Genomic DNA, 15,414 nt, shown 5'->3' with positions numbered 1-15,414 from the left:
TCACTAGGGTTTTTTGCTTATGATTCCTTTTCTTCACCTAAATATTTACGTTGAAATCCGGCGATACTTTCATATTCTTCGTTAAGCATTCGCGATAACCGGATAAAGATGGGCAACAATTCTTGGTAAATTGCAGTTGTTTCGCTGTCAGGATAATGCGTGTTTGTGTTTCCAACCATTTCCGAGACAATTTGGAAGTCATCAATTTCTTCTATTGCGTACATACCAAGCACGACAGCACCTAGGCAGGAGCTTTCAAAGCTTTCAGGGACAATTACTGGTTTATCAAAAATATCGGCCATTAACTGACGCCACATTTCCGAGCGTGCAAAGCCGCCGGTAGCTTGGATACGCTTTGGTTCACCTGTCAACTCTTCAAGTGCCAACAGGACAGTGTATAAGTTATATATTGTTCCTTCTAAAACAGATCTTATCATGTGTTCTTTTTTATGGTGAATGCTTAAGCCGAAAAATGACCCTCGTGCATTTGCATTCCATAATGGTGCACGTTCTCCAGTCATATAAGGGTGGAAAATTAAGCCATCCGACCCTGGATTTACGCCAGATGCTATTTTAGTCAAAACATCATAGGGGTCAATGTTAAGTCGTTTGGCAGTTTCTACTTCAGCGGCAGCAAATTCATCACGAAGCCAACGCAAAATAATTCCGCCATTATTAACTGGCCCACCAATAACCCAATGACTTTCCGTTAGCGCATAACAGAAGATCCGTCCCTTTGGATCTGTTTTTGGTTCATCATAGACAGTGCGAATGGCTCCGCTAGTCCCAATCGTTACCGCAACGACACCTGGTTCAATTGCATTAACCCCAAGGTTGGAAAGGACACCATCACTTGCTCCGATAATGAATGGTACGTCATTGTCAATTCCCATATACGATTGATACTCCTGTTTAACCCCAGTTAGTTTGTACGTTGTCGGCACAATTTCTGATAACTGCTGGGGAGATATTCCTGCTAGTTGTAATGCATCTGCATCCCAATCAAGTGATCGTAAATTAAATAATCCTGTTGCAGAAGCGATTGAGTAATCGACAACATATTTTCCGAAAAGCTTAAAGAAAACATACTCTTTGATCGAAATAAACTTAGCTGCCTTCGCAAAAATTGCTGGTTTTTCCGCTTTTAACCAAACGAGTTTAGCCAATGGCGACATAGCATGTATCGGTGTACCTGTTCGCAAATATATTTCATGGCCGTTATGTTCTTCTTTAATTTTCTTGGCGTACTCCGCACTTCTTGTGTCTGCCCAGGTAATACTGTTCGTTAATAATGCACCTTCTTCATCAACTGCAATAAGACTGTGCATGGCAGAGCTAAATGAAATTAATTTTAACTGACCGTGTTCTATGTTACCTTTTCGAACTGTTTCCCTTATCGTCCCAAGCACGGCATCAACTATTTCATCCGGATTTTGCTCGGCGATTAATGGATTTGGGGTGTGCAATGGATAGTTTATCGTATGCATTGCTACAACTTCACCTTGTTTGGTATATAAAACTGCCTTCGTGCTTGTTGTACCAATGTCGACCCCTAAGTAGAATGCTTGTTGTTTCATAGGTGATCCTCCTAATGAATTTTTACACAGAAAAAGAAAAAGGAACAGCAAGCATTCCTTTTTCTCCTTCATGGGACGTGGGGACAGGTTAGGTGTCCCACCCCACGAGCCATGTTTGGCGGTGAAACGCGGCGGGACACCTAACCTGTCCCCATGTCCCATCGTTCACCCAATAAATAGACTTAATACAAAGACTACTGCAAAACCGACTAAGGCAATTAGTGACTCCATGATGGTCCAAGATTTTAATGTATCTTTTACATCTAGGCCAAAGTACCGGTTAACGAGCCAGAAGCCTGAATCGTTAACGTGTGAAGCAATCGTTGCCCCTGCTGCAATAGAAATTACAATTAATCCTAACGTTGGTCCGGCAAGCCCCATTGTATCAATAAGTGGTGATACTAGGCCAGCTGCTGTTACCATTGCAACGGTTGCTGATCCTTGTGCGACACGAACTACTGCAGCAATTAAGAATGCAAGTAGGACTGGAGGTAAAGCTGAGTTTACCATCATGTCACCTAAAACATCACCAACACCTGAATCAATTAGTACCTGTTTGAATACACCGCCTGCACCAGTTACGAGGATAATAATCCCTGCTGGTTCTAATGCTTTTGTTGCGATATCTTGAACATCTTCTTTTGAATAGCCACGTTTCACGCCTAAGAAGTAGAAAGTTAATAACGTTGCAATTGTTAAAGCTACAAATGGGTGCCCTAAGAATGTGAAAATGCTTCTGATGGTATTTCCTTCTTCAAGCATAACCCCAGATAATGTGTTTGCTAAAATTAATACTAGTGGAATGAAAATTAACGATGCGATCATTCCGAAACTCGGTAATTCTTGGTCGTATTCTTTTCCTTCAAACTGTTGATAATCGGGAATATCAACATGGATTTTTTTCGCAATATATTTACCAAATACGGGTCCAGCAATGATCATCGCTGGAATTCCGGCGAGAAATCCGAATAGGATAACCCAACCCAAGTCTGCATTTACTAAATCAGCTACAGCGATAGGACCTGGAGTTGGTGGGATATAACTGTGTGTTACAGCTAGACCGGCTAATAATGGAATACCATAGTAAAGCAAGGACTTTCCGGTTTTCTTTGCTAACCCATAAATAATTGGTACGAGAATGATAAAGCCTACATCGAAGAATACGGGTATTGCTACGATAAAACCAGTAATACCTAATGCCCATTGTGCCTTGTCTTCCCCAAATTTGTTGATAAGTGTTTGGGCAAGTCGTTCTGCTCCACCGGATACTTCGAGCATTTTACCAAACATGGCACCAAGGCCAACGACTACAGCGACGAAGCCAAGTGTTCCTCCCATACCACTTTCAATCGATTCTATAACTCCGCTAAGTGGCATTCCGGCTGCAATGCCAACTAGTAAACTGACAAGCAATAGTGCGACGAACGCATGCAATTTTGTACGAATAACTAAAAATAATAGCAAGAAGATACCTGCAAGTGCGATCAAAATTAACATTGAACCTGACATTTTGTTTTCCCCCTTTGTTTTTAAACGCTTTCATCGAGATCCTAAATAGAAGGCCGGATAGATAAGTGATCCGGCCTATATTTACTTCTTAATGACGTCATGACCACCGAATTCGTTTCGTAATGCCGCTACAACCTTACCCGAGAACGTGTCATCTTCCTGGGAGCGATAGCGCATCATTAATGATAAGGCGATAACTGGTGCTGCTACTTGGAAATCAAGTGCAGTTTCAACCGTCCATTTGCCCTCACCGGATGAATTCATGACACCGCGAATATCATCAAGTTTTGCATCTTTTGAGAAGGCGTTTTCGATTAATTCCATCAACCATGAACGAATAACAGATCCATGATTCCATACTTTTGCTACTTTTTCATAATCATAGTCGAATTCACTTTTATTTAAGATGTCAAAGCCTTCTGCAATGGATTGCATCATTCCGTATTCAATGCCATTATGAACCATTTTTAAAAAGTGCCCACTACCAGTCTTACCAGTATAAAGGTAACCATTTTCTACAGATACATCTTTAAATAATGGCTCGATCTCAGCGAATTTTTCCGCATCGCCACCAATCATGGTGCATGCCCCTTGTCTTGCGCCATCTGTACCGCCACTAGTACCGCAATCAAAGAAATAGATTCCTTTGTCGGTAAGCATTTCATTTCGGCGTAATGTGTCTTTGTAGTTAGAGTTACCACCGTCAATTACCATGTCGCCCGTATCTAATAACGGCATTAATTCGTTAATAACAGCTTCAGTAATCTCACCTGCAGGAACCATTAACCAAATCTTTCGTGGAACCGGAAGTTGATTAACTAGGTCTTTTAATGTTGCGTGAAATTGAAAATTGTCATGTTTTTCTATGTTATCTGTTGCGGCTGAATTACTATCGTAGCCAACAACCTCATGACCGTGATCAGCTAAATTCAGTGCTAAGTTTAGGCCCATTTTTCCCAGACCAATCATACCTAATTTCATGATGTCCTCCTTTTGTAGAAGAATTTTTTTTCATTTCAAATTAATTATATCAAATATTTTTCCATAAGCAATACTGAAAATAAATTTTATTTCTTATATAATGGACTTAAACTAGAAACTGTTTTTACATTGCTTGTTGCAGGAGAAACATCGGCGCCAGAGCAAAAACATCGTCCCGAGAATGGGAACATCGGCGCCAGAGCGAAAACATCGTCCCGAGAATGGGAACATCGGCGCCAGAGCGAAAACATCATCCCGAGAATGGGAACATCGGCGCCAGAGCAAAAACATCATCCCGAGAATGGGAACATCGGCGCCAGAGCGAAAACATCGTCCCGAGAATGGGAACATCGGCGCCAGAGCGAAAACATCGTCCCGAGAATGGGAACATCGGCGCCAGAGCAAAAACATCATCCCGAGTCCGCGGAAAGCGAAGGGTATTTTCGGAACGGCGGAAGACTAATTTTCTAGTTGCATAGCACTTTATATCTATCGTGTAAGAAACAACAAATATCTTCAATGGGGCGAGTAATCGCAGTCCCAATCTTTTGGAAAACAACCAAATATAAAACGTAAGGGGAATAGCACAATGGATAATGTACATCAGCATGGTTTAGCGAGCATCCGCAGTAATTATGGGAAATTTAGTGACAAGGAAAAGAAGATAGCCGACTACATTTTACATAATCCCCAAAATATCATTCATCATACAATAAACCAGGTATCTGATGAGTTAAATGTCGCGGAATCAACAGTATTTCGTTTTTGTCAGCGAATTGGTTTTAAGGGATATCAAGCGTTAAAGATTGCTCTAGCAGCCGAAATCGTCACCCCAATGAAAGATATTCATGAAAAAATTAATGATGGGGATAGTATGGCTACGGTTTCTGAGAAAGTCTTTCGTTCCAATTTAAAAACACTTGAAGATACATTGCATATTTTGGATGGTGTTGCAATTGAGCAAGCTGTCGAAGCCATTTTAGCTGCGGATAAAGTAGAGTTTTTTGGTAACGGGGGATCTGCATTTGTAGCACTTGATGCGTACCATAAATTTGTTAGAAGTGGTCTACAAGTGATTTCCAACCTTGATTCGCATATGCAACTTATGTCTGCATCACAATTGACAGACAAAGATGTTGCCATATTAATCTCACATTCTGGTTCCACAAAAGATATGCTTGATGTCTTACAGGTTTTAAAGGAAAAAAAGGTGAAGACGATTAGCATTACAAACTTTGCTAAATCACCTTTAACGAAAGAAGCGGATATTTCGTTGTACACCGTAGCTGAGGAAACGGATTTTCGTTCGGAAGCACTGTCGTCAAGAATTGCCCAGCTTAGTATTGTTGATGTGTTATACACGAATGTGATGATTGCTAGAAAAGAAATCGGGAAAGAAGCATTGCAAAATATGCGGGAGGCAATTTCTTTGAAACGATTGTAGGAGTTGTTAGTTAATTAGCCTTTAATCCAAGCGTAATCCCATGCTGTTTTGTCGGCCCTTTTAAAAGTGATTATTAAATTCTTAATTTTATGTATTCCATTTGTTGCGGTACTCATGTATAATATATTTCGAGTATCGAAGAAAGGACGGCTTACATGAGTACACAATTGAATACAAAAACGGCAGTTATTCCAGATAAAATTTGGACGCGTGACTTTGTCCTTGTTTGTCTGGCTAATTTTTTTATATTTTTAGGTTTTCAAATGACATTACCGACCATTCCGCTTTTTGTTAAAGAATTAGGTGGAAGTGATCAGTTAATCGGTATTATAACGGGTATTTTTACATTTTCAGCACTTTTACTTAGGCCATATGCCGGGCATGCATTGGAATCGAAAGGCAGACAGTTTGTGTATATGATAGGTCTTGCAATATTTGTGCTATCTGTTGGATCTTATGCGTTTGTTGCCAGTATTGCTTTTCTATTTATCATGCGGATGGTTCAAGGTGTTGGCTGGGGATTTTCGACAACAGCTACTGGAACCATTGCAACGGATATTATTCCACCAAAACGTCGTGGTGAAGGGATGGGCTATTTTGGGTTATCCGGTAACCTTGCACTTGCATTTGGCCCGTCACTTGGATTGACGCTTGTTGGTGTGATGTCATTTAAAGAATTGTTTTTAATTTGTGCATCATTGGGGTTAGTAGCGTTCCTATTATCATCAAAAATCCGTTATAAAAAAGTGGAACAATCACCGAATAAATCAACCACGGTAAAATTTGATATTTTTGAGAAGACCGCATTACAACCGTCTGTATTGTTATTTTTTATTACGGTGACATTTGGTGGTATTGCTTCTTTCCTGCCGTTGTATGCCACACAAAAGGGAATTGAAGGAATCGAATTATACTTTTTAATGTATGCGATATTCTTAATGATATCGAGAACATTTGCCGGGAAAATATATGATAAAAAAGGGCATGAATTTGTCTTCCTTCCCGGGACATTATTAATCTTTATTGCCATGATCCTGTTATCATGGCTACCAAGTATGTTTGTCATGCTTGTTGCAGGAGCCTTGTATGGACTTGGTTTTGGCAGTGTGCAACCGGCACTGCAGGCATGGTCAGTGGATAAAGCACCGGATAATCGGAAGGGAATGGCGAATGCGACGTTTTTTTCCTTTTTTGATCTAGGGGTTGGTCTTGGTGCAATGGTATTTGGCCAGCTTGCGTTCGTATTTGGTTATGGGTCAATCTATGCAACTGCAGCAGGATCGGTAATGCTATCAATGATGTTATATGTATTTTTATTGATAAAAGCACGGAAGGGAACACGTGCATAAAAAAACCGAGAAACAGCGTTTGCTGAATCTCGGTATTTTTTATGCCTCTTTCGGCAATACAATTCGCTTATACAGTTGAACGGTTAGCCAATAGTATACACCGTAAATGACGATGAAAATGGTGATTGGCAACCAGATTTTTGTATATGGTTCAACTAGAATAAATGAAAACATCTGCATGCCGACTAACACGTGTACGAGTCCAACAATGGCCGGGAATAGGAACACAAGAAATAACTCTTTATAAATGGACTTTACTAATAATGATTTTCGAACACCAATTTTACGTAGCATACTATAACGGTGCGTATCGGCTGACGCACTGGATAATAATTTAAACATTAACACACTCGCCATCATCATAAGGAAGGCAATCCCAAGGAAAAATCCCATGAAGATGGTTCCGCTAGCGATTCCTTTAAAGACCATATAGTCAGCGAATTTACTTCCTCCCGCCATGTCGACGCCTTGCTCACCTGTATACGATGCTGCTATTTTTTGCTGACGCTGTTCAATTTGCTCTAATTGTGGCAAATAATCGGCGAAATCATCAACACGTGCGACAAGAACTTCCTGCTCTTCGGTATTGAGCTTTTGATAATTAGCTTGGTCAAAGATAAAAATACTCCGATCACCAAACATTTGGAAACCGGTGCGTAACTCGGAAGATAATGCAGTATCCCATTCGCTTGGAATACGTGTCATTTCATCCACTTCACCCCACGTATATTGTTCTTCCGGCAATGGGGTGGAAATTCGCTTTGCTTCTGGCAGTTCTAACGATGTTGGGTTGAATGGTTTGAACATTGGAGGATGATCCAACAAATCCTCTTTCAGAAAATAAACCCCTTTTTCATCAATCTTGTAACGGTACTCATTTTCCTCAATAATATTCATGTCCGCTAGTGTGTCACGATCATCTTTTGTTGGCTGGTGAATGGTTACGTCATTTGCATGAAACATAGATGCCTGTAGTTCCACATTATTGTAAAAGGATAGCCCAGCAGTCATTGCCCCAAGTCCAAGTGCAACAAGCATTGCGACAGTTCCGAGCACCTTGGTTAAATGTCCCATCCGGAAACGTAATTGAGCGAATGTGAATGAATTGATTCCTTTTTCATTGAGCGTACGAATACCTTTTATCTTTTTCATCAAATAAGGGAATAGGGAAATAAACATCAGATACGTACCAAGTGTAATTGTAATAGCTGCTAAAATGACCCCGAACTGTGCCAGTTGTGCCATATTAAACATGGCGTAATAACCAGCACCAATTAAAATCACTGCAAAAATAACGCCAATTATGGTTTTTCCACCTTTAGCCTTTACTTGATCATGCTTTTCTCCCGCATGAAGAAGGTCCAAGACAGATTTTCTGGAAATTTTAATTGCATTGACAATGGATGTTAGCAAAAATAATGCGATATAAAAAATAACTGTAGTGATGACTGACGATTCATAAAGTGCATGAAATCCTTCACCTGAAAAATCGAGTTGATTCATCAGTAACTCCGCAATTCCCTGTGCCAGACCGACGCCTACAATTAATCCAACAACTAATGAAACAATGCCGATAAAGAAGGTTTCAAAAAACATTAACTGGGCTACTTTATGCTTTTTAGCACCTAGCGTCATGTACATGCCAAGTTCTTTTTGCCTCATAGAAAGCATAAAGGATGTTGCATAAAAAATATAAAACAATGTGATAAACGCTAATATAAATGTCCCAACATGAAAAATAAAGACAATCGATCCAATCATGGCATTCGATTCGATAAATGCTTTGTTTTGTGCCAGTGTTTCAAACATATAAAAAATAGCGATTGAGATAGTTAGACCGAACAATAAAACAAGATAGTCTTTAAACATTTTACGCATGCTGGAAAATGATAATTTCAATAACATGTCATACCCTCCTAATCCGCAAACTCTGCAAGTACATCTAGAATTTGATGATGGAATTCATTGCGAGTACCATCACGGTGTATTTCTTTATACAATGAACCGTCTTGGATAAATAGAATTCGTTCACAGTAACTTGCACTAAGTGGATCGTGTGTCACAAGCATGATGGATACACCATGATTTTCATTCAAATGATTCATTGCTTCCAACATGCTTTTTGCACTTTTGGAATCAAGTGCTCCTGTAGGTTCATCTGCTAATATAATAGCGGGTTCATGAACTAATGCTCGAGCAGCTGCTGCCCGCTGTTTCTGTCCACCTGAAACCGTAACAGGATATTTGTCCAAGATCGATTCGATGCCAAGCTTTTTAGCAACTTCCACAACACTTGGTTTAATTTTTCGTGATGGTACACCTTGTAAAGACAATGGCAAGGCAATATTTTCATAGATCGTCAAGTTTTCCAGTAAGTTAAAGTCTTGGAAAATAAATCCGAGCTGCTCTGAGCGAAAATCTGCCAATTGGCCTTGTTTCATCGAAGTAATATTGGTGCCAGCAATTTCAATCGTGCCATCGGTCGGCTTGTCTAAAGTGGAGACAACATTTAATAGTGTTGTTTTCCCTGCGCCAGAGGGTCCCATAATGCCGACAAATTCACCTTGCTGAATATCAAACGTAACCCCTTTTAATGCGTGGAATTGGCTTTCATTTTTCTTGCCAAAAATTTTATGAACGTTTTTCACGTTAACGACGGGTTGATTCATTGTTATAACCTCCAAATAATGATCTATTGCTAGTTTATCCATATTTACATCAAAGTACTATGTGTTTTCCTTTCAGTAGTCTTACAGTTTTGTAAGATGAAGTCTGATTTCTAACAAGGTAAGAAAGTATAAGTTTTTGGCTCTGATCTGTTCTTGGGCAGGACGAGCCACGTCCAGCTCCAGCGCCCAGCAACTAGCAGGTTTTTTGGTGGGACGAGCATTTAGCGCAGTCCCAAACTTCACACTCCTCCACTACGATAAGTCAACATCGGCTAAGTTTTAAAGGAAGGCCGACTACGAGCGGACTTTGCGTCCAACGTCGGCATACCCCTTTTGCAGGGGCATGTTTCCTTTATCTCATTGCGAGTCTTTTTGGTGGGGCGAACGGAGCGCAGTCCCAGAGTGCTCCAGTTTGTACGTTGCTACGACGCACAGGACGTGCTAGTACAGGCGTTGCGACAGGACGTCGCGCTCTTAGCCTGTAAGGGCGCTTGCGCTTTTGCTCTCATGTATAGAATGAACTAATTTTCGCCATCCTAATAAAAAAGTTCTCATAGTTTAAAAACGAGCCATTCTCGTTTACAATAAAGGAAATAGAGATGGTAGAAAGTAGGTTAATAGGCTTTGGCGAGTATTAAAAATTTAAACTTACAAAAATTATTTCCAGCCCCTGTTTACAAACGAGGATTGGAATACTATAAACAAGACCGAGTTAGCGACCTATTGTATGATATTAATTATCAAGTTTGGACTGCCTCTGTACGAGGATCGGAAATGTATTTTGTTGAGATAAATATGGACAATTTTGAAAAAGGCTCGATTGAAACGTATTGTGATTGTCCAGCCTTTTCTACGTACAATACATGTAAACATATCGTTGCAACGCTAATTGCTATTTCTAAAAAACCATCATCAAATATACCTGCTCAAGCATCGTATGATTATCAGACAACAAATCAGTTAATCCATTCGATTACATCCTTGCAACAGCCTGTGGAAACTTCGGAGATTATTACGAGCAAAGTGCCGCTAAAAGTAGAATACTTCATCAAATGGACGTATGATCGGCATCTACTTCTTGAGCTAAAAGCAGGGGAAAAGCGTCCGTTTGTTGTTAAAAATGCTCGGGAATTTTTAGGGAATGTACTAAGTGGGAATGAACATTATTTTACGAAGACATTTACGTACAACCCTGATACTCATTATTTTCTCGGGCAAGATATAGACATTTTAGAAATGCTATATTCTATTTTGCGAAATGAGCAAATTTACGTTGATCGGGCGTTTTATCATTACCAGGATACATCGGAGCGATCAATTGTTATTCCGCCACTTCTTATCGAGCCGCTGTTGGATAGACTTATCGAGCGTCAGCTAACAGTTGAAACGAGGGAAAAGAGTTTCGAGCATGTTGATGTTGTCAAGGGTGAGCTGCCATTTCACTTTGCCATTTCCAAAAATGACCAGGGAGAAATGGTTTTAGCCATGGATGAAATGAATTCCATGATTTACTTTTCGATGTATCAATTATTGTTTTCACAAGGGACATTTTACTTTCCCGCAAAAGAACAGCTACCGATCGTTGAACAATTAGATACGATCGGGATAGAGAATCACCGCTTGCCAATTACGAAAAAGCAGGCAGATGTTTTTGTGTCAGAAGTGCTGCCAACGCTTAAAAAGGTCGGTGACGTGCAAATTTCCGATAACGTTGCATCTGAAATTATTCAAGTACCATTGCGAGCAAAACTTTACCTCGATGTTCAAGCGGATTGGATTGTTGGAAGATTGGAGTATCATTACGGTGAGCATCAAATTGATCCATTCAATGGGCGTGAACAGGATGAGGTAATTATTATTCGCGATGTTGCGAAAGAACAGCAGATTATGCGCCTAATTGAGCAGGCAAATTTTCATTATAACGGGAAAGAGCTGTATATCGAAGCAGATGAAGAGACGGTTTATGAATTTTTGTACCATGCCTTACCACTTTTTGAACAATATGTAGAGCTGTTTTTAACATCTGAAGTTCGCCATCTGATCGTGGAAAATGAACCGAACCCGAGTACAAGTGTACGGATTGAGTCTTCCTCCAATTTATTGGAAGTAGGCTTTACCATTGATGGTATTAATGACAATGAAATTAACCAAATCTTGAACGCAGTAATGGAGAAAAAACGGTATTATCGTTTGCAAAGTGGAGCATTGCTTTCCTTGGAAGGGGAAGAGTTCTCCTCAATTAAACAACTTTTCACGGATTTGGATATTAAAAAATCGGACGTCCACGATGGCAATGTCCAATTACCTGCTTATCGTGGTGTGCAAATTGATGAGTTAATTGATACGAAGAAAGATTATGATCCGTCATTTCGCCGGTTATTGAACCAACTGAAATCACCGGAGGAACAAGTTTATCCATTACCAGATCAATTGCAAGCCACATTAAGAGATTATCAAAAGACTGGCTATCAATGGTTTAAATCGTTGAGCAATTATCAATTAGGCGGTATTTTGGCAGATGATATGGGGCTAGGGAAAACATTGCAAAGTATCGCATATATGGTATCGGAACAAGGTGATAAACCCCATTTAATCGTTGCACCGTCATCCGTATTATATAACTGGAAAAACGAATGCCAAAAGTTCGCACCAGGTTTACAAGTTGCGATTATGACTGGTACACCAACAGAACGGCAAATCAAGATTCAAGAACAAATGCATATGGATGTCTGGATCACTTCCTATGCAACGTTGAGGCAGGATATTGAATATTACCGTGATTTATCCTTTCAAACGTTGATTTTGGATGAGGCACAGTATATAAAAAACTATGCAACGAAAACATCCCAGGCAATTCGGGAAATTAAGGCCAGTAAGCGTTTTGCATTAAGTGGTACGCCGATTGAAAATTCGATTGACGAGTTGTGGGCAATTTTCCAAGTTATCTTACCAGGGCTCATGCCAAATCAGCGTGCATTTAGACAATTATCACATGAAAAAATCGCCATGTTGACGAAACCATTTATTTTGCGGCGCTTGAAGCAAGATGTGTTAAAAGAACTGCCTGATAAAATTGAAACCGTTTCTGTTTCGGAATTAACCAAGCCGCAAAAAGAATTATATCTTGGCTATTTGCGCCAGTTACAACAAGAGGCAGCACAATCAATGAAAGATCATGACTTTCACAAAAACCGGATGAAGATATTAGCTGGTTTAACTAGGCTGCGACAGATTTGCTGTCATCCATCATTGTTTATTGAGAATTATGAAGGGAAGTCCGGAAAGCTGGAACAATTGATGGAAACGGTTCGTAATGCTGTTGAAAATGGTAAACGAATGCTGATTTTCTCTCAATTTACAAGCATGCATGAGATTATTATCCGTAAATTGGCGGAGGAAGGTATTGATTACTTTTATTTACACGGATCAACACCGTCACAGGAACGTGTGCAAATAAGTGAGCGGTTTAACAATGGGGAAAAGAGTGTGTTCCTAATATCGCTAAAAGCTGGTGGAACAGGATTGAATTTAACAGGTGCAGACACTGTTATCCTCTATGATTTGTGGTGGAATCCCGCTGTTGAGGATCAAGCAACAGGCAGAGCACACCGCTTTGGGCAAAAAAACGTGGTACAGGTTATTCGTCTAGTCACAGAGGGAACCATTGAAGAGAAAATTTATGATCTGCAGCAAAAGAAACGCGAATTAATTGACCAAGTAATCAAACCAGGTGAGAGTATGCTATCAAGCCTGTCTGAAGATGATATAAAAGAACTGCTTAGCCTATAGTGCTGAGCAGTTTTATCTTTTTTAGAGGCTCTTTTCGTAGTCTTTGTTGAGTTGATATAAAATGCGACACAGATTGTGATGGTGGTTGGACTGCCGTTCCGGAAATGCACGTGCCTAAAGAAAAGAGCCCAACAGTTATGTCGCAGTTTATATCTATTGTGTAAAAAACAACAAATATTTTCGATGGGTAATCGCAGTCCCAATCTTTTAGAAAACAGCCTTTTAAAAATGAAAGAGAAACATGTTTACCGGTTCTTTGTAACGGGTATCATAATGGTGTATAATATAGAGTATATTTTGAAAAGGGGTTGGTTAAATTGGGGAAAGTACTAAAGGGGTTTAGTAAATTTATCGTCGCCAATTTTGCGGTCATACTTGCTATTTTGTTATTACCAGTCTTCTTAATCACAGATGACGTAGCAATTTTTGATCAAGTGATGGATTATTTGTTTAATAATAAAAGCTAGCAATGGGAATATCCCTTTATTGGGGGTATTTTTATGTTTTTACCTTCACATAATGAAGAGCCAGATTGAATCCCAATCTGACTCGACTTATTATGATACAGTTATTTGAAACAGCTTCCTCGGACGCCCCTTTTGATATGGTTTTTCTTCTCCAACTACTTTAATAACCTCACCCGATAACAATTTGTAAACCGTACGTTCAGCACTGCGCTTCGTTACCCGATAATAATTAGCAATATCATTGGCAGAGAAAGGTTCATTATTTCGGAGCTTGATAAAATCTATAAAATTATACGACAGTTCATTATTTAATTTTGCCTTATGAATTAATGCTCGGTAAAGCTGTGAGGTGTTAAATTGTTTCTCAATCCCAAGAGGTCCAATTGTTTCTTGCCGATCATTTACAATATAACAATTGCTGACTTCAGTACGATTGCATGCTTCTAATGCTAATTGTGCGTTAGCTTCTGCTTGGCTTACTGTTAAGCCTAGTCCGAATCCGATATCAACATGAATGCTTAACGTTTGTTCGATTTCCTGCAGAAGCGGAAAATCGCGATAATGGTTGGTGATGTAATTTAAAAGCCCTTGGGTACCGAACAAAACGAATTGGTTATCCCCATTCGCTAACACAGAGGTGAATGTTTGTTGGCCAAATTTTTGTAGGATTTGCTGCAGTTCTTGTAAAATATTTTGATTAAAATAACCATCACGATCGGAAATAAACGAATTATCTTGTTTTAAACGAACAAAACCCGCAGTGACTTGTGCGCTTTTCGATTGGTTGAGTATTGCCGTTTCTTTTGCACATTCAATGGCGTGTTCCATGTTAATTTTAGGTATTTGCATGCAACTTGTCGGGACATTTTGCTTTGTTAGTTTCTGTTTGACATCTACAATTGAGGTTAAAACATGATCAATTTTTCCTTCATTCCATAGATTTTTGTGATAGGTGACAATATGATCAATATCGAGTTCGCCACCATAGCTGTATGTATAAATCGTATGATCATGCATTGCTAATTCCGTTACTACCTCATCAACATGGACACGGTTTGGTACATCAATTGAAATACGATTTAACGCTTGATGGTGAAACTTAAGCCGGCACAAGGAGGTAAGGATCATATATTCGTCACAGGCAATTTGTACTGCTGGTAGACGTTTTCTATCAATCTTCTCTTTGGCGTATAAATATGGTAGGGTGCCAGCAAACAAATAAATGTCACACATAACAGCCTTCTCGATTAATTCCGCTGTTTCATGAGCTTTTGTATAAGTAAATGGGGCAATTTCAATGTCATCTTGGTCTTCTATATAATGGTTAATCCGCTCGATTATTTCCTTTCTACCAAAAACAGCAATCTTTATTTTCATGACAAGAACTCCTTTATTCATGCTTGTTTAAAAGGGCTTAATTAGAGTAAATAATTAGATAATTCAGGATCAAATTATAGCCTTCGTTAACGTTTTACGTCTAACCACCATCTGAATTTTTAGTCAATTTTGGTGTGAACAAATCGTTAACGACATAATTCGTTAATTAATATTATGCTACGGAATTTTCTTAATATTGTCAAGAAGAAAAATGAGGAAATATATAGAAAAGTTTCAGTTATAATTAAATAT

General features: G+C 39.4%; 11 protein-coding genes. 5 read left to right on the top strand and 6 right to left on the bottom strand.

Annotation, left to right across the window (positions count from 1 at the left end; genetic code table 11):
- Positions 1 to 17 precede the first annotated feature (17 nt).
- The 3 genes from gntK to gnd all read right to left on the bottom strand — a co-directional run bounded on the left by gntK (position 18) and on the right by gnd (position 4,067).
- The gene (gntK, locus tag ACW2QC_RS11395) at positions 18 to 1,577 is read right to left on the bottom strand and encodes a gluconokinase (RefSeq protein WP_457544098.1); all 1,560 of its coding nucleotides are present in this window, start codon (positions 1,575 to 1,577) and stop codon (positions 18 to 20) included.
- A 165-nt stretch (positions 1,578 to 1,742) separates the two neighbouring features.
- On the bottom strand, positions 1,743 to 3,086 hold the full coding sequence (locus tag ACW2QC_RS11390; protein WP_457544097.1) for a GntP family permease: 1,344 nt from the start codon (positions 3,084 to 3,086) through the stop codon (positions 1,743 to 1,745).
- Between the two features lie 81 nt (positions 3,087 to 3,167).
- Positions 3,168 to 4,067, bottom strand: a complete 900-nt coding sequence (gnd, locus tag ACW2QC_RS11385; protein WP_457544096.1) for a phosphogluconate dehydrogenase (NAD(+)-dependent, decarboxylating) — start codon at positions 4,065 to 4,067, stop codon at positions 3,168 to 3,170.
- 129 nt (positions 4,068 to 4,196) lie between these two features.
- Between gnd and ACW2QC_RS11380 the strand changes: the two genes are divergently transcribed.
- The 3 genes from ACW2QC_RS11380 to ACW2QC_RS11370 all read left to right on the top strand — a co-directional run bounded on the left by ACW2QC_RS11380 (position 4,197) and on the right by ACW2QC_RS11370 (position 6,860).
- On the top strand, positions 4,197 to 4,538 hold the full coding sequence (locus ACW2QC_RS11380; RefSeq protein ID WP_457544095.1) for a hypothetical protein: 342 nt from the start codon (positions 4,197 to 4,199) through the stop codon (positions 4,536 to 4,538).
- 118 nt (positions 4,539 to 4,656) lie between these two features.
- A complete protein-coding gene (locus ACW2QC_RS11375; protein ID WP_457544094.1) occupies positions 4,657 to 5,511 on the top strand; it encodes a MurR/RpiR family transcriptional regulator in 855 nt (284 codons plus the stop codon).
- 155 nt (positions 5,512 to 5,666) lie between these two features.
- The gene (locus ACW2QC_RS11370) at positions 5,667 to 6,860 is read left to right on the top strand and encodes an MFS transporter (RefSeq protein WP_457544093.1); all 1,194 of its coding nucleotides are present in this window, start codon (positions 5,667 to 5,669) and stop codon (positions 6,858 to 6,860) included.
- A 39-nt stretch (positions 6,861 to 6,899) separates the two neighbouring features.
- Here the strand turns inward: ACW2QC_RS11370 and ACW2QC_RS11365 are convergent, their stop codons facing one another.
- Together ACW2QC_RS11365 and ACW2QC_RS11360 are read right to left on the bottom strand one after the other, a co-directional pair.
- Positions 6,900 to 8,765, bottom strand: a complete 1,866-nt coding sequence (locus tag ACW2QC_RS11365; RefSeq protein ID WP_457544092.1) for an FtsX-like permease family protein — start codon at positions 8,763 to 8,765, stop codon at positions 6,900 to 6,902.
- An 11-nt stretch (positions 8,766 to 8,776) separates the two neighbouring features.
- Positions 8,777 to 9,529, bottom strand: coding sequence for an ABC transporter ATP-binding protein (locus ACW2QC_RS11360; RefSeq protein ID WP_457544091.1), 753 nt, complete (start codon positions 9,527 to 9,529; stop codon positions 8,777 to 8,779).
- A gap of 624 nt (positions 9,530 to 10,153) precedes the next feature.
- Between ACW2QC_RS11360 and ACW2QC_RS11355 the strand changes: the two genes are divergently transcribed.
- Both ACW2QC_RS11355 and ACW2QC_RS11350 read left to right on the top strand, forming a co-directional pair.
- Positions 10,154 to 13,318, top strand: coding sequence for a DEAD/DEAH box helicase (locus ACW2QC_RS11355; RefSeq protein WP_457544090.1), 3,165 nt, complete (start codon positions 10,154 to 10,156; stop codon positions 13,316 to 13,318).
- A gap of 317 nt (positions 13,319 to 13,635) precedes the next feature.
- Complete coding sequence (locus ACW2QC_RS11350) at positions 13,636 to 13,785, top strand: hypothetical protein (RefSeq protein ID WP_457544089.1); 150 nt, start codon at positions 13,636 to 13,638, stop codon at positions 13,783 to 13,785.
- Positions 13,786 to 13,875: 90 nt separating this feature from the next.
- Here the strand turns inward: ACW2QC_RS11350 and ACW2QC_RS11345 are convergent, their stop codons facing one another.
- Positions 13,876 to 15,162 (bottom strand): hypothetical protein, encoded by a 1,287-nt coding sequence (locus tag ACW2QC_RS11345; protein ID WP_457544088.1) that lies wholly within the window; start codon positions 15,160 to 15,162, stop codon positions 13,876 to 13,878.
- Positions 15,163 to 15,414: the final 252 nt, after the last annotated feature.

Source organism: Virgibacillus sp. FSP13, from assembly GCF_054048505.1.
Note: the sequence above shows the minus strand (reverse complement) of the source record. Positions and strands in the feature narration are given on the sequence as shown.